Source organism: Mesorhizobium sp. BR115XR7A (genome assembly GCF_020165315.1).
GTDB lineage: Bacteria > Pseudomonadota > Alphaproteobacteria > Rhizobiales > Rhizobiaceae > Mesorhizobium > Mesorhizobium australicum.
In genome coordinates, this window is sequence record NZ_JAIUHW010000001.1 from 176,077 (window position 1) to 195,474 (window position 19,398).

Genomic DNA, 19,398 nt, shown 5'->3' on the forward strand with positions numbered 1-19,398 from the left:
AAATCGAGATGGTCGGCGACCAGCCCCTCGGCATCGATCTCCAGCTCCCGCCTGAAGTGGCTGGCGCGCGATTCATAGAGGTATCGCCGGCAGCCGAAGCTATTTTGCGTCCGGCACCCGATACGGACCGCCAGGCACGCCCCAGCCCCAGGCCGGCATCGGTTCGGTCTCGGGATCGCAGGTCTCGCCGAGATTGGAATTCATCTTGGCCAGCCGCGATCCCCATTCGACGTAGCCCATGAATGCTGAACGGAATTCCGGATCGTCCGGCAGACCGACCTCATCCGCCGCGTCGGCGAGAAGATTGATCCAGCGGCGGCGCTGCTCCTCGGTCAAATGCTTGCCCAGATGATGCATGACCATTTCGCGGTGGCCGCCAAAGGTTTCGCTGTAGGTTTTCGGTCCGCCGAAGACCTCGCCGATGAAGGCCGCGACATGGGCGGGGTGGTCCGGCGACATGTGCTTGAACACCGGGCCAACGACCGGATCTCGTGCCACCTTGTCGTAGAAGGTTTGCGTCAGCCGGTTCAGCGCCTCGCCGCCTCCGGCCCATTCGTAGAGTGTCGGAACGTCCTGGCTCATTCTCGATCCTTCGCCGGCCCCGCCGTCGCGACGATAGCGGAAATCGGATATGGCTCAACCTGCCTCGATGGGCAGTTCCCCTGACATCGCCGTGCTCTACAGCCTGGCGGGCGCGTCGGCCTGTGCATTGGCGGCTGGCAGGCCCGGGCAATTGGCGGGCTTGGCAACAGCCTTGCAAATCGTGGAGCCGGTCAGCGCGTCGACCGATTGCCGTCCCGTTGTCAGTCCAAGCTTGAGCATGGTGTCTGGGCCAAGTTCCCTCTCGGTCGGGCGTCGTTCGATTGTTGCGAACAGAGCGGGACTGATCGCCATCTCGTCGAGGTAGGCCTTGACCACCAGCTTCTGTCCCATCGGATACAGGCTGAGCCGCGCCCGGGGACCGACTAGCCGTCTGGCGCCGCCAGCGACCACTAACGCACAGGCGGAATCACACTCCACCCCCGCATCGATGCTCAATCCGGCATAGGCTCCTTCCGTGGCCAGGCAGTTCCACGCGCCGGGGTCACAGTCGACGAAATCGGTCCGGGCAACGGCGATGTCGAGCTTTCTTTCATGGATAAGCCGCCCCATTGCGAGAGCGCTGGGCAGGTCGCCTCCGCGTGAGCTGATGACGACAGGCAGCCGCCGATCGCCAAGCGTGACCAGCAACTGCCGCAGCTTCCGCGGCGCCTGGTTCGTGATCGCGCCTTCGGCCGATATCCATTCCGGACAATCGGGATCGCACAGCGGATTGCTGCCGCGAACGACGACAAACCGCATGTCCCCGCCGGCCCTCGCGGTATCCCGTTGAACGGCAGCCATAAGCCTGGCTGCGGCCGATGGCGTCGTCTTGCTTGCGGGTCCAGCTATTTGCCGGCAGTTCGTGGCCGGCTGGGCCAGGCCGCAGAGGCTGGCGGCGGTCAACAGATCCACTGCGTCCCGGCTGGTGACCAACTTCATCCTCACCATGTCGTCGAGGGGAATCTGACGAATCTCACTGGCCGGCGTGGCCTTCATGATTTCCAGTACGCCGTCTGCTATCCCCATTTCCTTCAGGTACGCCGAAAGCGTCTTCTCGACGGTCCTGCTCATTTCGTAGGTTTTGTAGCTCCCAGCGTTTTTGCGGCTGACCACCTTGGTGCTGATGATCTTCTTCCTGCCGTTCACGATCCGGTACGTGGTCCGGTAGAGCAGCTTCTCCCGCTGGTATGTGGTGGTGATCTGGTGGACGCCGAGATAGCCGAAATCTCCGACGAAGCGGCGAACACCGCCGGAAAACATTAGCGGACAGGCCGAATTGCACATGGCTCCGTCGTCATAGGCCGTACCGAAATAATCGGCACTCTTGCCCTTGTTGTCCCCGCAGTTTTTTGTTTGCGGTTGGCAATCGGAAAAAACCGTCACGCCGACGGCGATATCGAGCTTGTTCTTGCGGATCATACGGCCGAGTGCCAGCGCGGCGTCGACGTTGCCGCCGGGCGAATTGACGACGACTGGCAATTGCCTTCCCTTGAGCGCCTTGAGCGTGCGCTTGAGGAGCGACGGCGTGCCCGCGTCGATGGTGCCGTCCGCCGATATCCATTCAGGACAATTGGGTTCGCATCCCGGAGCGTTGCTGCGCACGACGACGAAGCGCATGGGCGGGATGTCGAGAGGCCCATCCTCCGCTCGCGCTGTCAAAACGGGCAGAGCCATGGCGACGGCGAGGCAAACTAGTGCCCATAACCGCCATACCTTCTCATCGAAACGGTGCCTTGGAACCACTGTCGGCAAAGCTCCCCTCAGTGCAACCTATACTAGTTGCAGCCATGGCGCTTGCAACAGCTTTGAAACAAACGCGCAATGCTTGCGTTGCGAGGCGTCTGAAACGAAAAAGGGCGGCCCGAAGACCGCCCTTTCGTTTTCGAGACCGGCAGCAGCCGGATCGATTACTCTTTGATGGTGACGACGATGCCGGCACCGACGGTGCGGCCGCCTTCACGGATGGCGAAGCGCAGCTTCTCTTCCATGGCGATCGGCACGATCAGCTCGACATCGACCGTGATGTTGTCGCCGGGCATCACCATCTCGGTGCCTTCCGGCAGCGACACGATGCCGGTCACGTCGGTCGTGCGGAAGTAGAACTGCGGACGGTAGTTGGTGAAGAACGGCGTGTGACGGCCACCTTCGTCCTTGGTCAGGATGTAGGCTTCGGCCACGAACTTCTTGTGCGGCTTCACCGTGCCCGGCTTGGCCAGAACCTGGCCGCGCTCGACACCTTCACGATCAACGCCGCGCAGCAGCGCGCCGATGTTGTCGCCAGCCTGGCCCTGGTCGAGCAGCTTGCGGAACATTTCGACGCCCGTGCAGGTCGTCTTGGTCGTCGGACGGATGCCGATGATCTCCAGTTCCTCGCCGACCTTGACCACGCCGCGCTCGACGCGGCCGGTGACGACCGTGCCGCGGCCCGAGATCGAGAACACGTCCTCGATCGGCATCAGGAACGGCTTGTCCAGCGGACGAACCGGCGTCGGGATGTAGGCGTCGACCGCAGCCATCAGCTCGCGGATCGCGTCCTCGCCGATCTTCTTGTCCGAATCTTCCAGTGCAGCCAGCGCCGAACCCTTGACGATCGGAATGTCGTCGCCGGGGAATTCGTTCTTCGACAGCAGTTCGCGAACCTCGAGCTCGACCAGTTCGAGCAGCTCGGCGTCGTCGACCTGGTCGACCTTGTTCAGGAACACCACGATCGACGGCACGCCGACCTGACGGGCCAGCAGAATATGCTCGCGGGTCTGCGGCATCGGGCCGTCGGCGGCCGACACGACCAGGATCGCGCCGTCCATCTGCGCGGCACCGGTGATCATGTTCTTCACATAGTCGGCGTGGCCGGGGCAGTCGACGTGGGCATAGTGGCGGTTGGCGGTCTCGTATTCGACGTGAGCCGTCGAGATCGTGATGCCGCGCGCCTTCTCTTCAGGCGCCGCATCGATCTGGTCGTAGCGCTTGTATTCGCCAAAATACTTGGTGATCGCCGCCGTCAGCGACGTCTTGCCATGGTCGACGTGACCAATCGTGCCGATGTTCACATGAGGCTTGGTGCGCTCGAATTTACCTTTTGCCATAGTCTCTTTCCTTGGACGGCCTGGACCTTCAGTTCAGTCGAATGCGGGGCGATTAGCGATAAAGGCCAAAAAACACAAGCGTCTTTTGCCCGGGCGCCATCTCACTCGGCCAGAACCCATGATCCGATTGCGGGGATGTGGCGCTGATATGGGGATCCGCCGTAGAAAATGGAATGGGCGAAAACCGAGGGAGCAAAGCGAGGATTGCTTAGGTCTCCACGTCAGTCGCTGTCGGATTTATCGGCGGTTCATGGCCCATTGCGGCAGCGATCCGCGTCTGATTTCCTGCGCCGATGCATTTCATCCCGACTGCCGTTCGCGGCCCGCTGTTCATGATCGTCTCGACCGGGTCGTATCTGGTCAACGACACGATGATGAAGCTCGCCACGTCGGGTTTGCCCTCCTACGAAGTGCTCTTCCTGCGTGGTGCCGCGGCAACGCTGTGGGGCTTTCCGCTGTTGTTTGCGCTCGGCTACGGCAAGCAGATCCCGCTGATCTTCGACAGGCGGGTGCTGCGCAGGAACCTCCTCGAACTGGCGGCGATCCTCTGTTACGTCGTCGCGCTCGCCAACATGCAGATCGCCGATTCCACCGCGTTGGGGCAGATCACGCCGCTGCTGATGCTGGTCGGCTCCTCGATCCTGTTTGGCGAGCGCATCGGCGGCCAACGCATGGCGCTGATCGGGCTGGGCTTCATCGGCGCGCTGATGGTGGCGCAGCCGACCATGCAAGGCATTTCGGTCTATGCCTTGCTGGCGCTCGGCAACGCGACGTTCGCCGCCGCGCGCGATCTGGCCGGCCGCAAGATCGCCGCCGAAGTGCCAGGAATGATCGTGGCGATCTCGGCGGTCGTCGTGGTCCTGATCGGAGCAGGCGCCGCGCATCTGGTTTCCGAGCGCTGGGTGGCGCCGGAGGCGCACCACCTGATGCTGATGGCGGGAGCCGGTTTCTTCCTGATCTTCGGCCACTTCTTCATCTTCATGGCCTATCGCGTCGGGCCGACCGGCGCGGTGGCGCCGTTCTATTACTGCTTCACGGTCTGGGCCGTCATTTCGGGCCTGCTGGTGTTCGGGCAATTCCCCAATGCACTGGCGGTCTGCGGCATCCTGCTGGTTGTCGCCAGTGGGCTGACCATCGTGTCGCTGGACCAGCGCAAGCGTCGGCTGGCCGTGGTTGCCTGATCCGCGGCTACGCACCGGCATAATAGTTTCCGATACCGTGAGCGCGGTCAGCACCGACGGCGGATCATCGCAATTCAGAATTCGGCAGCTGATAATCCGCCGATTGCGTCTAGATGGTCCGCTTGCCAGCGAACTGATGATAGGCCCACAGCACCACGACGGCACCCACGACGGCGACGATCAGGCTATAGATGTTGAGGCCGGTCACACCCGAAGCACCGAAGGCGCTGAAGATCAGCCCGCCGACGATGGCGCCGACAATGCCGAGCACGATATCCATGATCATGCCCTGACCGGTCTTGTTGACGATCTTACTGCCAATGAACCCGGCAATGACGCCGAGAATGATCCAGCTGATGATACCCATTTTTTCCTCTCCATTCCTCCGCCAACCAGACATTTTCATATGATTGTCAAAAGCTCAAGCCAGCTTGAAATTCCGCCCGAATGCGCCATTGTTGAAGACGGGCTGGGCTTGGTTGAAATGGAGGATCCACTATGGGACTTTTTGACAACGCCGTTCCCGGCGGCAATATCACCAAACCGCTGATGATCGCGCTCGGTGCGCTGCTGGTTGGGAAGATGCTGAGCGGCAGAAGCGCCGAACAGCCGGACCAGGCTCAGGCGCCGGCGCCCGCCGATCCCACGCCTGTCGGAACCGCGTCCGGTGACGGTGGGCTGCTCGGCGGACTGGGCGGGCTGCTCGACAAGCTCAAGAACGCCGGCCATGGCAATGTCGCCGACTCCTGGGTCGGCACCGGGCAGAACCAGTCAATCGGGGCCAATGAGTTGGGCAACGCGATCGGACCGCAGGTCATTCGCGAGATCGCCCAAAGGACGGGGCTCGACGAGCAGGAGCTGCTCAAGCAGCTATCGGCCGCCTTGCCCGGCATCGTCGACAAGCTGACCCCGAACGGCCAGGTACCGCAACAGCACCAGGTCGCCTCCGCCTTCAACAGCTGACGCGGCGCCCACCAATGCCTGAAGCGCTGCGCGCCTGCCGCGCAGTGTTTCGGCTTGCCGGTTGTTTCGCTGAAAATTTGGAGCGGGTAGCGGGAATCGAACCCGCATATTCAGCTTGGAAGGCTGCTGCTCTACCACTGAGCTATACCCGCGCCTTGCACTGAAGTATCGGATTTCCCGGAAAAGCGCCATGCGCTTTTCGCCTCCGATGCTTTCACGTTTCAGGCTTCCGGGCCGGCAGTGGTGGAGAGGGTTGGATTCGAACCAACGTAGGCTAAGCCAACGGATTTACAGTCCGTCCCCTTTAACCACTCGGGCACCTCTCCAGTCTGCCGCCGGAGCCATGCAACGAGGCATTCTTGCCGATCCGGACCCGAGATAGATGTCTTCTCCGAAACCAGCGAAGCGCCTTATGGCGGCAAGCCCATTGGGTGTCAACCGCGCGGCCACGGTTTTTCGATGTTGTTCGCCGGCTGCGGCGACAGGGCATATCCTTGGCCGGAGGACACGGCTATAGAAGCCGGCCATGAGCAACAATTCCAACACTCCCAAAGACACCCATTACGCCAAGCTGCGCCGCGCCTTCCGCGACGAGAAGAGCGGCGGCGCGCCGGCGTTCAAGCCACGGCAACCAGTGCCACCAGGCGAAAACGCAGCCGACGGGCTGGTGCGGCTCTATGGCCTGCATACGGTGCGCGCGGCACTCGACAATCCGCGCCGCCGGATCAAGAAAATGCTGGTGACGCGCAATGCGGCCGAACGGCTCGAGATCGCCGATCTCGCCGCCCTGCCCTTCAAGGCTGAACTGGTCGAACCCAGGGACATCGACAAGATTACCGGATCGGACGCTGTGCACCAGGGGGTGCTGATCGAGGCCGAGCCGCTGAAGCCCAAGCGCCTCGACGCACTTGGCGACACAAGGCTGGTGCTGGTGCTCGACCAGGTCACCGACCCGCACAATGTCGGCGCCATCCTGCGTTCGGCGGTCGCTTTCGGCGCTGGCGCGCTGATCACCACGGCGCGCCACAGCCCGCAGGAATCAGGCGTGCTGGCAAAATCCGCCTCCGGTGCGCTTGAGCATATCGACCAGGTCGAGGTGAAGAACCTCGCCGATGCGCTCGGCCAGTTGCACGAAGCGGGCTTCCAGACCATCGGGCTCGATTCGGACGGGCCGGCTGAGCTTGAAACCAGCTTTGCCGGCGACAGGATCGCTTTGGTGCTCGGCGCCGAGGGCAAGGGCCTGCGGCAGAAGACGCGCGAGACGGTGACGACGCTGGCCAGGCTCGACATGCCCGGCGCCATCCGCTCGCTCAATGTGTCGAACGCGGCGGCGGTGAGCCTTTATGCGGCGCGGGCATTTCTGAAGCGCGGCTGACTGGAAGCGGCAAGCCTCCCGCCAGAAATCAAAACGGGTCCCGGCGATGCTTGCCGGAACCCGTTGCTGGGTTAAGACGGAAGTTGACGGCCTGGGAACGTTACGCCGCCCTCTTCCGACCTATGCCGCTTTGATTTCCCTTGCCTCCTTGCCGATTTCGAAATTCGCCATCCGCTCCAGCGCCCTCACCAGCGCGGAATGATCTTCCTTCGCGCCGCCATTGGCGGCGCAGGAATTGAACAGTTGCTGGGCGGTCGAGGTGTTGGGCAGCGACACACCAAGCGCCTTCGCACCCTCCAGCGCCAGGTTGAGATCCTTCTGGTGCAGTTCGATGCGAAAGCCCGGCGCGAAGGTGCGCTTGACCATGCGCTCGCCATGTACTTCGAGAATGCGCGAGGCGGCCAGCCCGCCCATCAGCGCCTGCCTGACCTTGGCTGGGTCGGCCCCAGCTTTTGAGGCAAAAACAAGCGCTTCGGCGACCGCTTCAATGGTCAGCGCGACGACGATCTGGTTGGCGACCTTGGTGGTCTGGCCGACACCATTGGGTCCGACCAAAGTGATGTTCTTGCCCATTTTCTCGAACACGGGTTTTGCGCGCTCGAAGGCCGGTTCCTCACCACCGACCATGATGGTAAGCGAAGCCGCCCTGGCACCGATCTCGCCGCCGGAAACCGGCGCGTCGAGATAGTCGCAACCGAGATCGTTGATCCTTTTCGCGAAGTCCTTTGTCTCGATCGGCGAGATCGAACTCATGTCGATCACCAGCTTGCCCTTGGCCAGGCCGGACGCGACTCCGTTGTCGCCGAACAGCACATCGGCCACCTGCGGTGTGTCGGGAACCATCAGGATGATGATCTCGGCGGCCCTCGCGACGGCGGCATGGCCGGCGACCGACTTCAGACCCTTGGCGACGAGATCGGCCGGCGGTTTTGAGCGGTGGTCGCTGACGATGACGCTGTAGCCGGCCGCCAGCAGATGCCCCGCCATCGGCGCGCCCATGATGCCCAGCCCGATGAAGCCGATGGTTTCCATTGCTTCTCTCCGTTTTTGTCAGATCGCGTTCCTTCACGCCCAGAGGGGGCGCAACAGAACGCGACCTGAATTGCAAGATTCTTGGCAGCTAAGCGGCAGCACTTCCCTGCCCGGTCAGTTCCCTGAACCACCCCAGACCGGCCTCCGTCCCTGCCTTCGGCTTGTACTCCGCGCCAATCCAGCCGGCATAACCAATCCGGTCGATATGTTCGTAGAGGAAGGGATAGTTGATCTCGCCCGTCCCCGGCTCGTGACGGCCGGGATTGTCCGCAAGCTGGATATGCGCGATGCGGCCGAGGTTTGCCTCGATCTTACGGGCGAGATCCCCTTCCATGATCTGCATGTGGTAGATGTCATATTGCAGGAACAGGTTCTTCGAGCCGACGCGGTCGATCAGCGCCAGCGCCTGGTCGGAATAGTTGAGGAAGAAGCCCGGGATATCGCGGGTGTTGATCGGCTCGATCAGCAGCTTGATGCCGGCTTGGTCGAGTTTCTCCGCCGCGAAAGCCAGGTTCTCGGCAAAGACATCCTCCAGCACCTTGCGGTCGACGCTGGCTGGCGCGATGCCGGCCAGGCAGTTGACCTGCCCGCAGCCAAGTGCCTGCGCGTAGGCGATCGCCCTGGCAATGCCCTGGCGGAATTCCGGCACGCGGTCCGGCAGCACGGCGATGCCACGCTCGCCCCTGGCCCAGTCGCCCGCCGGCAGGTTGAACAGCACCTGCGTCAGGCCATTCTTCTTCAGTCGGGCGGCGACCACCTCGGGCGCATGATCGTAAGGGCCGATATATTCGACCCCCTTGAAGCCGGCGCGGGCGGCGGCATCGAAACGGTCGAGGAAATCATGCTCGCCAAAGAGCATCGACAGATTGGCTGAAAAACGCGGCATTCTTTTTCTCCTTTTCTTGCCTGGAGCCAAAGCCGTGTTGAGATTCAGGTCAGGCCGAGTCGAAAATGGTGGTTTCCGAGAACCGGAGCGGAGCGTACTTTTCGTACGTGAGCACCGGAAGCGCAGGAAGCCGCCGTTTGCAGGCCGGCCTCACCTGAATATCAGCATGGCTTAGTCCAGCATCACGATCGCGGTGGGCGCGTCTTCCTGATGTTCGGCAAGGTCTTCGAATTCGGTGATCTTGTCGATCTCGGTCCCCATCGAGATGTTGGTGACCCGTTCGAGAATGAATTCGAGCACGACCGGAACCTGGTGTTCCTTCAGCAACCGCTGCGCTTGCTTGAAGGCGCCGGCGAATTCCTCCGGCTTGCGCACCCTGACCGCCTTGCAGCCCATTGCCTCGGCGACGGCGACATGGTCGACGCCATAGCCCGCCTCCGGATCGTCGGCCCGGTTGATGTTCTCGAAAGCAAGGCTGACCTCATAGTCCATCGAAAAGCCGCGCTGCGCCTGGCGGATGAGGCCGAGATAGGCATTGTTCACGACGACGTGGATATAGGGCAGCTTGTGCTGCGCACCGACCGCCAGTTCCTCGATCATGAACTGGAAGTCGTAGTCGCCCGACAGCGCCACGATGGTGCGCTCGGGATCGGCGGCGCGCACGCCGAGTGCGGCCGGCAGCGTCCAGCCGAGCGGGCCGGCCTGGCCGCAATTGATCCAGTTGCGCGGTTTGTAGACATGCAGGAACTGCGCGCCGGCGATTTGCGACAGGCCGATGGTGGTGACATAGGTGACGTCACGGCCGAACGCCTTGTTCATCTCCTCGTAGACACGCTGCGGCTTCAGCGGCACCTGTTCGAAGTGGGTTTTGCGCTTCATCGTCTTCTTGCGGCCCTGGCATTCCCTGGCCCAGCCCGACCAATCGCGCAGCCTGCCCGACGTCTTCCACTCGGTGGCGACGTCGAGCAGCATCTTCAGTGCAGCGCCGGCATCCGAAACGACGCCGAGATCGGGGGCGAAGACACGGCCGATCTGTGTGGGCTCGATGTCGACATGGATGAATTTCTTGCCCTTGGTGTAGACGTCCACCGAACCGGTGTGACGGTTGGCCCAGCGGTTGCCGATGCCGAAGACAAAATCGGCTTCCAGCATGGTGGCGTTGCCGTAGCGGTGCGAGGTCTGCAGCCCGCACATGCCGGCCATCAGCCGGTGATCGTCAGGAATCGCCCCCCAACCCATCAGCGTCGGAATGACCGGAACGCCCGTGATCTCGGCAAACTCGATCAACAGGTCGGACGCGTCGGCATTGATGATGCCGCCGCCGGCAACGATCAGCGGCTTCTCGGCCGCGTTGAGCATCGCAAGCGCCTTTTCGGCCTGGGCGCGCGTCATCGCCGGCTTGAATGGTGTCAGCGGCTCATAGGCATCGATGTCGAACTCGATCTCGGCCAGTTGGACGTCGACCGGCAGGTCGATCAGCACCGGACCCGGCCGCGATGAGCGCATCAAATGGAACGCTTTTTGCAGCGCCATCGGCACCAGATAGGGCTCCATCACCGTCACCGCCCATTTGGCGACGGGCGCAGCGATCGCGGCGATGTCGACAGCCTGGAAATCCTCCTTGTTCAGCCGCGCGCGCGGCGCCTGGCCGGTGATGCACAGGATCGGAATGGAATCGGCCGCGGCCGAATAGAGCCCGGTGATCATATCGGTGCCGGCCGGCCCCGACGTGCCGATGCAGAGGCCGATATTGCCCGCCTTGGCTCGGGTATAGCCTTCGGCCATATGCGAGGCGCCCTCGACGTGGCGGGCAAGGACATGGCGGATCGTGCCCCTCGCCTTCAATGCCGAGTACAGCGGATTGATCGCCGCACCCGGCACGCCGAAGGCACAGGACATGCCTTCCTTTTCGAGAACGAGAACAGCGGCATCGACAGCGCGCATCCTGGCCATTTCCAGCCTCCACGAGATGATTGTTGGATGGCTAAGGATGTCACCGGGCGGGCGCTTTTTCAATTTTTTCAGAATATTTTTTCATTTCTAATAAACGGCTCTTACCAACTGATTTTGTTTCCTTTTCCCTTTTCCAGGATTTGCACCGAGAATTTCATGAAAAACTTTTTCATTGCATCTTGGGAGAAACGGTCGAGAATGCCAGCCATGGAAACGAGCGAAAAACGTCAGCGTGGCCGCCCGCGCGCCTTCAATGGTCCGGCCGAAGCTGCCTCGGTGCAGTCGCTCGACCGGGCCTTGCGTATCCTGGCCATTGTCGCGGAAGGCAGCGGCCTGTCGCTGAGCGAGATATCTGCGCAGAGCGGGCTTGCCGCCTCCACCGCCTACCGCATGCTGACGACACTCGAAAATCACGGCATGGTCGAGTTCGATACATCGGACCAGCTCTGGTCGATCGGCGTCGAGACCTACCGCATGGGCGCGGCGTTCCTGCGCCGCCGCAAGCTGGTCGACCGCGCCCGTATCGTCATGCAGGAACTGATGGAGAAGACCGGCGAGACCGCCAATCTCGGCGTCGCGGAAGACGATTGCGTGGTCTTCGTCAACCAGGTCGAGACGCACCAGGCGATCCGCGCCTTCTTCCGGCCGGGTACGCGCAGCCCTTTCCATGCCTCGGGAATCGGCAAGGCGGTGCTGGCACATCTCGAACCGGAGCGCGTCGGAACCATCCTGCGCAAGGCGGGCCTGCAGCGCTATACGGACAAGACCCTTTCCGACATCTCCGCCCTCGCGCACGATCTGGCCGTCATCAAGCATCGCGGCTGGTCGGTCGACGACGAGGAGCGCCATCCCGGCATGCGATGCGTGGCCGCCGCCATCTTCAACGAGTATGGCGAGCCGATCGGCGGCGTTTCCGTGTCCGGGCCGACGGTGCGGGTCACGCCCGAGCGGCTGGCCGAGATCGGCCCGCTGGTGCGCGACGCGGCGGCCGAAGTGACGAAAATGATCGGCGGCTCGAAGGCAGGCTGATCAAGGGATAGACTAGACGCGCCGAAATCGCTGCATGCCGCCGGCTGCATGGGATTTGACCGTCTTGCCGTCGCGTTCGAATGCATGCGAAAGGGCGCGCATGAGGAAAGTGGTTCAGCTTCTGCTTGCCGTTTCGCTGTGCGGATGTGTGGCGGCGGCACCACGACCCGATACCGGCGACCAGCGGGTCAATCCCATCCCGATCTCGCTCGCGCTGGAGGAGATCATCACGGCCGGTATCCGCCAGCGGCTGCCGGATTCAGCCTCCGCCAGTTTCGGAACCATGTTAGCAGGCGAGCGAATGCTTGATGGCCGCCAGGAGATCGTGGTTTGCGGCACCGTCAATGCCTCGTCCGGCGTCGGCGACAAGCCATTCATCGCCAAGGTCTACCCGGACGCCGCAAGCCACTTCGAACTGGTCGCGATGGGCGACGAGACCGAGGCTGCCCGGCTTCAGATTGGCGGCACCTGCCGCGCGGCCGGTCTGCCGATCCTCGACCCGAAGATGCACCTCTAGAAAGACGGTCTTCAAACGACGAAGAGGGGCTGCCTCGCAACGCCTCTTTCCAGTCGCCCGCCGCCACTCAGAGCCGGCAGTAATGGCTGTAGCCGTCACGGCCGATATAGGTGTCGGAGTCCGGATCGTAGCTGGAGTAGCGATCGAAGCAGCGGCGGACGTGCCAGGAACCGCCATCTTCCTCGACATAGACGGTGCGCGGCTGCTGCTGGGCAAGCAGGCTGCCGAGAACGAAACCGCCGACGCCGGCGGCGATGCCGATGCCGAGGCCGTGGTGATGCGAGTGGGCAGCAGAGGGCTGGACGGTGCCGACCAAAGCGGTGGCGGCGACGGTGGTGGCGATGAGGCCGGAAACGAGTGTGCGCTTGAACATGATGATCTCCTTGCTTCGTTTGGAGAGGCGAGCCATCCGCCTCTTGATGATCTGTCGTTGCGGCAAGGAAAAAGGTTCGACGGGGTTTTGATTTTTTTCGAAGAGCAGGAATTCGCTAGCTGAAAAGGCGTGGCGACCCTCGCCGACGTTGATCTTCCATTCCGGCACTTCAGGCACCTTGCGCCGATCGGTCATCGTCCGTGACGGCGACTGGAAGCGCCGCGTTCGATGAGAAAAGGGCGGCCGAAGCCGCCCTTTGCTGGAGGTTTCAATCAAGCCGCCAGGCTGCGCTCAGTAGAGGATGATGTGGCGGTGGTGGTGATGACGATGATGGTGATGGCCATAGACCCACCAGTAATCCGGATAGTCCGGGTAATCCTGGTAGTAGAGGTAGTCGTCGAAATGACGATGATGATGATGCATGCCGTGAGCCGACGAAGACTGAACGGTGCCGGCGAGCGCGCCGGTTGCAACGACGATGGCGACGATGCTGGAAACGAAACTGCGCTTGAACATGATGATCTCCTGGATCTCTGATCGAGGCGACCATTCGCCTCTGAGGATCAGTCGGCGCGCCGCGGCGAAAGGTTCGACAGATCTGGAGATTTTTTTGGCGCACTGTTGGCGAAACTGAGTAGGCAGCACCGGCTCGCGCCATGACCGGCAGCAATTGCTCACTACTCACTACTCACTACTCACCACTCCCCACTCCCCACTCAGCCCATGCCGGTGATATGCCGAAGCCAGAAGGCGAGCGCGATAAAGCCGATGAAGGTGGTGACGCCTGTCCAGTCGACATTGGCCTTCTTCACATCGCTGATGAGCTTCACCAGCAGCATCCACGCCACGACGACGATAGGGAGAATGATGACGAGCCTGATCATGCGACACTCCGTTCAGCGCATTTCACTTACCCTGATGTAGGAAGCGCGTTCGCGGATTTCAGCATGCGGACGCGTGGGCATCCTCCACCACGGCTGATGCCCAAAAACGGAGTTTTGTCTTTACTGGCGCAACAAATATGCTAACCGGAGCGCCGTGCCCTTGTAGCTCAGCTGGTAGAGCAGCGGTTTTGTAAACCGAAGGTCGGCGGTTCGATTCCGTCCGGGGGCACCACCCTACGCTCTTTGAGCTCCGGGTGGCAGGCCACCCCAAGCCCGTAGACGCAGGAGTGTCCTCCGACCCCCTTGTAGGGCGATTACGTCGCCACCACCATTTACGAAGCGCTCGCGATTTGGGCCGACACGTTCGTCCTGGTGAACGTATTCCTCACCCTCACAGACTTGTAGACATAAGCGGCCCAGATGCTGGTCACCACAAACGAAGCCATGGGTGCCGCCAGCGCGTCGCCTGCGAGCACCTTGTTTACCGGAACGCCCAGGATTGACGAAATCCAGATCGTATCCAGGATAAACACAACAGGAATCGCAAACCATTGGCAGAGAAACAATTGCGGGAATCGACGGCTTCGCCGCAGCATTGAAACCAGCACCACCAGCTGAAGCGCCAGAAATGCCAGATTGAGGGCAACCTCGACATACACAGCCAGAGAGCCGTTTGGGAGGGTCATGAGTTGCTGGTAGCCGTCGGCGGAATTGCCGAAATCGGCGAGCGTGCGCAGCGGTGACAATGTCTGACCGATAGCCAGCAGCATCAGCCAGCCACCGAAGCCCACAAGTGACTCAGGATTCTGCGACGGCTTCGCGGCTGACCGGACAGCAAAGAAAACAGGCACGCCGATCAGCAGCAGCACGATCGCCCAATGCCAGATGGAAAACGTCCCCATTTACCCTTCCCCCTTTTTATACCCCTATAAGTTGTAGCAGATTTCAAACTCAACTCAAGAGCCAATCATCGCGTAAGACGCCGTCCGATGCCGAAGCGACAACTTCTCCTGCCTGCTCCTGACGCCCTCACACTCCGATCGCCGCCACCAATATCCGGTTCTGCCGCCGTATCGCGGCCCTCAACTCCGGTATCCTGGCTTCATCCCGCTTCACGAATTCGATGAACATCATGTTCATGTTGTTGAAGATCAATTCGCCGAGTGCCGTGCCGTCGATATCCTGCCGCACCAGGCCGATCTCCTGAAGGCGGGCGATCAGCGCGCGGATCTGTTCGGTGAGCGAGCGGTCGAGGCCAGTATAAGCCTGGCCGAACGGGCTGTCGGGCAGTTGCGTCGAGATCGCCATCGCCTGCCGCCACATCTCCTTGCTGAGATAGTGCAGCGAGTGCTCGATATAGATGCCGATCAGCGTGTCCAGGGCGTCGCCGACATTGGCGGGCGGCCGGGCGACCACGCCGCGCCCGGCATTGAGCACCTCGTCGACTTCCATCGAGACGATGGCGCCGAGAATATCGCCTTTGTTCTGGTAGTAATTGTAGATGGTGCCGATCGAGACTTCGGCTTGCGCGGCGATCGTCTCGATCTTGGCGCCCTCATACCCGGCCTCGCGGAAAAGCGCCGCCGCCGCCTCGATGATACGCCGGTGGCGATCCGCCTTTTGCCTTGCCCGCAATCCGCTCATATCAGCCTCTTGTCACAAAAACAGAATTGACTCAATTTTAGAATTGGTTCAGTTTTTTGCAAGAAGCCACAAAGGCAAGGGAGAACACTCGATGTCCGTCAAATCCGGCAATCCGCTTTCCGTCCTGAAGCGCCAGATGCACGCTGCATGTGCCGCCACGGCATTGCTGCTTGCGGCGGGCAGCCTCGCCGAAGCCGCCGATCTCAACGCGCTGATCTGGTGCGACCATTCCGATCCGGCGCTGCTGCAGCCTTTCGAGGAGGCCAACAACGTCAAGGTCAACGTCAAGGAATTCGAAGGCACCGGGGCTGGGCTGGCCATCGTCGAGCAGTCGCAGCCCGGCGACTGGGATGTGATGGTGATCGATAGCATCGACGTGCCGCGCGGCGTCGAGAAAGGCCTGTTCGAGCCGCTGCCGGAAGACAAGCTGCCGTTCGCCGATCTCTTCCCGCAGGTGAAGATGGACGGCTCGACCATTGTCGGCGGCAAGCGCTACGGCATCACCGAAAAGTTCGGTTACAACACGATCGGCTTCAACAAGACAAAGGTCGATCCGGCGGACATGCAATCCTTGGCGTCGCTGACATCAGACAAGTACAAGGGCAAGGTCGCCATCTACGATTATTATCTCCCCGTCATCGGCATGGCGGCATTGGCCATCGGCAAGAAGACGGCCGATCTCACGGAAGCCGACCTGCCCGCGCTCAAGGAAGAGCTGCTCAAGATGAAGGCCAATGCCAAGCTGGTCGGTGAAGTCACCGCCAGCCAGACGGCGCTGGCGACCGGCGAGGTCGACATATTGGTCGGCGGCGGCGAATGGGTGACGGCAGGGCTGGCCAAGGAAAACCCGGCGCTGGACTTTTCCATTCCAAAAGAAGGTGCGGTGCTGTGGTCGCAGTCGCTCGCCATGTTCAAGGATTCCAGGAACAAGGACATGGCGCTGAAATTCATCCAGTACATACTGAGCCCCGAGGGCCAGGCACGGCTCGCCACCTCGTCCTGTTACTGGGGCATGCCGTCCAACACCAAGGCCGCATTGACCGACGACCAGAAAAAGGTCCTGCGCTTCGACGAGCAGCCCGGCTTCCTCGCCCGTGCGCAGGCCTATCCGGCGCCGAGCGCCGACCTCGACAAGAAGATGCAGGATATGTGGACCGAAATGCTGCAGGCCAAGTGAGCCGATACGCTGATGAGCGCCGCGGGAAACAGTGAGGGCGCGCGGACAGGCCGTGCCCTTCCCTGGGCGCTGGTCACACCGGCACTTGGCTGGACGCTTCTCTTCTTCGTGCTGCCCTTCGTCGCCATGGGGCTTTCGAGCTTCACCGCGCAGGAGGGCGGCGGGGGCACCCTGTCCAACTACAGCCAATTCTTCACCAACCCCGCCTACTGGCAGGCGATGGTGAACTCGCTGCAGGTCACCGCCATCGTCACCGTGGTTTCCGTGCTGCTTGCCTATCCCTTCGCCTGGATTCTGGCCGAACAGGTTCCTGAACGCTGGCAGCGGCTGGCGCTGATGCTGGCCGTGCTGCCGTTCTGGACCTCCTATGTCGTGCGCTCCTACTCCTGGCTGCTGGTGCTGGCGCAGAACGGCGTCATCAACCGGGCACTGACTGGCATTGGCGTGGTCTCCGAACCGCTGCAGCTCGCCAATACGCGCCTGGCCACCGTCACAGGCTTCGTGCATTTCTTCGTCATGCTTTTGACGCTGACCATCTTCGCCAATCTGAAGCAGCTCAGCCCCAGTTACCGCAAGGCCGCCGCCGATCTCGGCGCCGGACCGGTGCGCACCTTCCTGCATGTCATCCTGCCATTGACCTTGCCCGGCATCATGGTCGGCGCTTTTCTCACTTTCGTGCTGTGCATCGGCGACTACATCACGCCGCAGATCCTCGGCGGGAACAACGAGCTTCTGATGCCGCAGCTGGTGATGATGCAGATCGGCCGGCGCGGCGATTTTCCATTGGCCTCGGCGCTGTCGATCATCCTGATGGCGGTCGTGACCATCGCCTATCTCGCCTGCGCCCGCTGGCTAAAGATCGAGCGGACCTGATCATGCGCAGCATTGGCCGCATCGCTTCCTGGATTTACGCGCTTGCCGTCTACGGCTTCATCTTCCTGCCGGTCGTCGTGCTGGTGCTGTTCTCGCTGCAGTCGACGTCCTTCCCCATCCCCCCGTTCACAGGCCCATCGCTGCGCTGGTACGAGGCGGTTCTTTCCGATAACCGGCTGACTTCGGCGCTGGCCAATTCGCTGCTGGTCGCGGTTCTTTCCTCGGCCGCAGCCGTCATGCTCGGCTTCCTGTCGGCCTGGGGGTTCGCGCGCTTCGTCCTGCCAGGCTCGGGCCTGCTGCGCGGTTTGATCACCTTGCCGCTCACCGTCAGCTATCTCATCATCGGCATGGGGCTGCTGGTGCTGTTCAACTGGGCCGGCGTGCCGAAATCTCTGCTTGCCGCCGGGATCGGCCATGTGGTGATCAACCTGCCGCTGTGCTTCGCCATCATCTACAGCCAGTTAGGCGACCACCAGATCAACATCGAGCGCGCCGCGCGCGACCTCGGCGCGCCGGAATGGAAGGTGCTGCTGTTGATCACCGTGCCAGTCATGGCGCCGGCCATTTTCGCCGGCTTCTTCCTGTCGATGACGTTCTCCTGGGACGAGTTCGTGATCTCCTTCCTGCTGACGCGCTTCGATACCACGCTGCCGGTGGAAATCTGGAACCTGCTGCGCTCCGGCCTCAACCCCAAGACCAATGCGGTCGGTTCGCTGGTCTTTGCCGTCTCGATCGTGCTGGTGGTGTTCTTCGAACTGACCTTGCTGCGGAGGAAACCGGCATGAACGCGCCCCTGGTCGATATCCGCGACATCTCGCACCGCTTCGGCCAGCATCCCGTGCTGAAGAACGTCTCGCTGACGATAGCGGCCGGCAGCTATACGATCCTGCTTGGACCATCCGGTTCCGGCAAGACGACGCTGCTCTCCATTCTCGGCGGTTTCGTCAATCCGAGCGAAGGCAAGGTTCTCATCCGCGGCCAGGACTGCACCTCGGTGCCGCCGGCCAAACGCCCGACGACGACGGTGTTCCAGGATTATGCGCTGTTCCCGCATATGAGCGTCGGCGGCAATGTCGGTTTTGGGCTGCGCATGCAAGGTGTCGACGGAGCGACGCGGGCGGCAAAAGCGCGCGATGCGCTGGCCCTGGTGGGCCTCGCCGCCGCCTTCGACAAGAAGCCGCACCAGCTTTCCGGCGGCCAGCGCCAACGCGTGGCGCTGGCGCGCGCCCTGGTGATCGAGCCGGCGGTGCTTCTGCTAGACGAGCCGCTCGGGGCGCTCGACCTGAAACTGCGCCGCCAGATGCAGGACGAACTGAAGGCGATCCAGAAGCGGGTCGGCACCGCCTTCATCCATGTCACTCACGACCAGGAAGAAGCGATGGCGCTGGCCGACCATTGCGTGGTGATGAATGACGGCCGCATCGAGGACGAGGGGCCGCCCGAGCGCGTCTATGCGAGGCCGGCGACGCGTTTTTCCGCGACCTTCATGGGCGAGAGCACGATTCTTGCCGGCACTGTCATCGAGTCCAGTGACAGGACGAGCACCGTCACGACACCGGTCGGACCGGTTTCCTTATCCAGTGCCTTGCCGTTGGGGTCTACTGCCGCACTGGCGATACGCCCTGAGCACCTTGTGCTTGGCGCTGCGTCGGCTGGCACGAAGCTCGGCGAGGCTGCTGTGAGCGACGTCGTTTTCCAGGGCAGTTTCAAGCGCGTGCTGGCGACCTCCGTCGAAGAGCCTTCCCTGCGGTTCATCGCCAAGCTGCCGGCGACCTCCATCGTCCATGCGGGCGACAGGGTCGCGATTTCCTGTGATACCGACCAGATCATCTTGCTGACGGATTGA

Annotated in this window: 21 protein-coding genes and 3 tRNA genes; 10 read left to right on the forward strand and 14 right to left on the reverse strand. The window is 62.0% G+C overall.

What is annotated here, in order from left to right; translation table 11 throughout:
- Positions 1-99: 99 nt before the first annotated feature.
- The 3 genes from LB557_RS00950 to tuf form a co-directional block, all read right to left on the reverse strand.
- Entirely contained in the window at positions 100-582 is a 483-nt protein-coding gene (locus tag LB557_RS00950; protein WP_140720536.1) for a group II truncated hemoglobin, read from the reverse strand.
- Between the two features lie 96 nt (positions 583-678).
- Positions 679-2,325: a hypothetical protein gene (locus LB557_RS00955; RefSeq protein ID WP_411970517.1), complete on the reverse strand. Its 1,647-nt coding sequence runs from the start codon at positions 2,323-2,325 to the stop codon at positions 679-681.
- A gap of 164 nt (positions 2,326-2,489) precedes the next feature.
- Positions 2,490-3,665, reverse strand: a complete 1,176-nt coding sequence (gene tuf, locus LB557_RS00960; RefSeq protein ID WP_015317986.1) for an elongation factor Tu — start codon at positions 3,663-3,665, stop codon at positions 2,490-2,492.
- Between the two features lie 293 nt (positions 3,666-3,958).
- Here tuf and LB557_RS00965 point away from each other — a divergent pair, with 293 nt between their 5' ends.
- Entirely contained in the window at positions 3,959-4,846 is an 888-nt protein-coding gene (locus LB557_RS00965; protein WP_224642888.1) for a DMT family transporter, read from the forward strand.
- A gap of 109 nt (positions 4,847-4,955) precedes the next feature.
- Here the strand turns inward: LB557_RS00965 and LB557_RS00970 are convergent, their stop codons facing one another.
- Positions 4,956-5,213, reverse strand: a complete 258-nt coding sequence (locus LB557_RS00970; RefSeq protein ID WP_015318000.1) for a GlsB/YeaQ/YmgE family stress response membrane protein — start codon at positions 5,211-5,213, stop codon at positions 4,956-4,958.
- Positions 5,214-5,344: 131 nt separating this feature from the next.
- Here LB557_RS00970 and LB557_RS00975 point away from each other — a divergent pair, with 131 nt between their 5' ends.
- A complete protein-coding gene (locus LB557_RS00975) occupies positions 5,345-5,809 on the forward strand; it encodes a YidB family protein (RefSeq protein WP_015318001.1) in 465 nt (154 codons plus the stop codon).
- 78 nt (positions 5,810-5,887) lie between these two features.
- Here LB557_RS00975 and LB557_RS00980 read toward each other — a convergent pair.
- Together LB557_RS00980 and LB557_RS00985 are read right to left on the reverse strand one after the other, a co-directional pair.
- Positions 5,888-5,961 (reverse strand) — tRNA-Gly (locus tag LB557_RS00980).
- Between the two features lie 89 nt (positions 5,962-6,050).
- Positions 6,051-6,135: transfer RNA gene (locus tag LB557_RS00985), tRNA-Tyr, on the reverse strand.
- A 200-nt stretch (positions 6,136-6,335) separates the two neighbouring features.
- Here LB557_RS00985 and LB557_RS00990 point away from each other — a divergent pair.
- The gene (locus LB557_RS00990) at positions 6,336-7,184 is read left to right on the forward strand and encodes a TrmH family RNA methyltransferase (RefSeq protein WP_140823557.1); all 849 of its coding nucleotides are present in this window, start codon (positions 6,336-6,338) and stop codon (positions 7,182-7,184) included.
- 120 nt (positions 7,185-7,304) lie between these two features.
- Here the strand turns inward: LB557_RS00990 and LB557_RS00995 are convergent, their stop codons facing one another.
- From LB557_RS00995 to gcl, 3 genes are all read right to left on the reverse strand, one after another.
- On the reverse strand, positions 7,305-8,216 hold the full coding sequence (locus LB557_RS00995) for a 2-hydroxy-3-oxopropionate reductase (protein WP_224642889.1): 912 nt from the start codon (positions 8,214-8,216) through the stop codon (positions 7,305-7,307).
- An 88-nt stretch (positions 8,217-8,304) separates the two neighbouring features.
- Entirely contained in the window at positions 8,305-9,102 is a 798-nt protein-coding gene (gene otnI / locus LB557_RS01000; RefSeq protein WP_224642890.1) for a 2-oxo-tetronate isomerase, read from the reverse strand.
- Between the two features lie 171 nt (positions 9,103-9,273).
- Positions 9,274-11,055 (reverse strand): glyoxylate carboligase, encoded by a 1,782-nt coding sequence (gene gcl / locus LB557_RS01005; protein WP_224642891.1) that lies wholly within the window; start codon positions 11,053-11,055, stop codon positions 9,274-9,276.
- 207 nt (positions 11,056-11,262) lie between these two features.
- On the opposite strand from gcl, the gene bhcR reads away from it, so the two are divergent.
- Both bhcR and LB557_RS01015 read left to right on the forward strand, forming a co-directional pair.
- Positions 11,263-12,084, forward strand: a complete 822-nt coding sequence (bhcR, locus tag LB557_RS01010; protein WP_023773060.1) for an HTH-type transcriptional regulator BhcR — start codon at positions 11,263-11,265, stop codon at positions 12,082-12,084.
- Between the two features lie 100 nt (positions 12,085-12,184).
- Positions 12,185-12,601: a hypothetical protein gene (locus LB557_RS01015; RefSeq protein WP_224642892.1), complete on the forward strand. Its 417-nt coding sequence runs from the start codon at positions 12,185-12,187 to the stop codon at positions 12,599-12,601.
- A 67-nt stretch (positions 12,602-12,668) separates the two neighbouring features.
- Here LB557_RS01015 and LB557_RS01020 read toward each other — a convergent pair whose 3' ends face one another.
- From LB557_RS01020 to LB557_RS01030, 3 genes are all read right to left on the reverse strand, one after another.
- Entirely contained in the window at positions 12,669-12,974 is a 306-nt protein-coding gene (locus LB557_RS01020) for a BA14K family protein (protein WP_140720544.1), read from the reverse strand.
- 291 nt (positions 12,975-13,265) lie between these two features.
- A complete protein-coding gene (locus LB557_RS01025; protein WP_015318009.1) occupies positions 13,266-13,490 on the reverse strand; it encodes a hypothetical protein in 225 nt (74 codons plus the stop codon).
- A gap of 200 nt (positions 13,491-13,690) precedes the next feature.
- Positions 13,691-13,858 (reverse strand): hypothetical protein, encoded by a 168-nt coding sequence (locus LB557_RS01030; protein ID WP_015318010.1) that lies wholly within the window; start codon positions 13,856-13,858, stop codon positions 13,691-13,693.
- Between the two features lie 156 nt (positions 13,859-14,014).
- On the opposite strand from LB557_RS01030, the gene LB557_RS01035 reads away from it, so the two are divergent.
- A tRNA-Thr gene (locus LB557_RS01035) sits at positions 14,015-14,090 on the forward strand.
- A gap of 100 nt (positions 14,091-14,190) precedes the next feature.
- Here LB557_RS01035 and LB557_RS01040 read toward each other — a convergent pair.
- Positions 14,191-14,760, reverse strand: coding sequence for a DUF2569 family protein (locus LB557_RS01040; RefSeq protein WP_140665484.1), 570 nt, complete (start codon positions 14,758-14,760; stop codon positions 14,191-14,193).
- Between the two features lie 127 nt (positions 14,761-14,887).
- Positions 14,888-15,502: a TetR/AcrR family transcriptional regulator gene (locus tag LB557_RS01045; protein WP_140616911.1), complete on the reverse strand. Its 615-nt coding sequence runs from the start codon at positions 15,500-15,502 to the stop codon at positions 14,888-14,890.
- 91 nt (positions 15,503-15,593) lie between these two features.
- On the opposite strand from LB557_RS01045, the gene LB557_RS01050 reads away from it, so the two are divergent.
- From LB557_RS01050 to LB557_RS01065, 4 genes are read left to right on the forward strand one after another with little or no spacing between them, the layout of a single operon-like run.
- Positions 15,594-16,679 (forward strand): spermidine/putrescine ABC transporter substrate-binding protein, encoded by a 1,086-nt coding sequence (locus LB557_RS01050; protein ID WP_140616912.1) that lies wholly within the window; start codon positions 15,594-15,596, stop codon positions 16,677-16,679.
- A 12-nt stretch (positions 16,680-16,691) separates the two neighbouring features.
- The gene (locus tag LB557_RS01055; RefSeq protein ID WP_140616913.1) at positions 16,692-17,552 is read left to right on the forward strand and encodes an ABC transporter permease; all 861 of its coding nucleotides are present in this window, start codon (positions 16,692-16,694) and stop codon (positions 17,550-17,552) included.
- A gap of 2 nt (positions 17,553-17,554) precedes the next feature.
- A complete protein-coding gene (locus LB557_RS01060) occupies positions 17,555-18,337 on the forward strand; it encodes an ABC transporter permease (RefSeq protein WP_015318015.1) in 783 nt (260 codons plus the stop codon).
- On the forward strand, positions 18,334-19,398 hold the full coding sequence (locus tag LB557_RS01065) for an ABC transporter ATP-binding protein (RefSeq protein ID WP_224643737.1): 1,065 nt from the start codon (positions 18,334-18,336) through the stop codon (positions 19,396-19,398). The genes LB557_RS01060 and LB557_RS01065 overlap by 4 nt, the downstream gene beginning before the upstream one ends.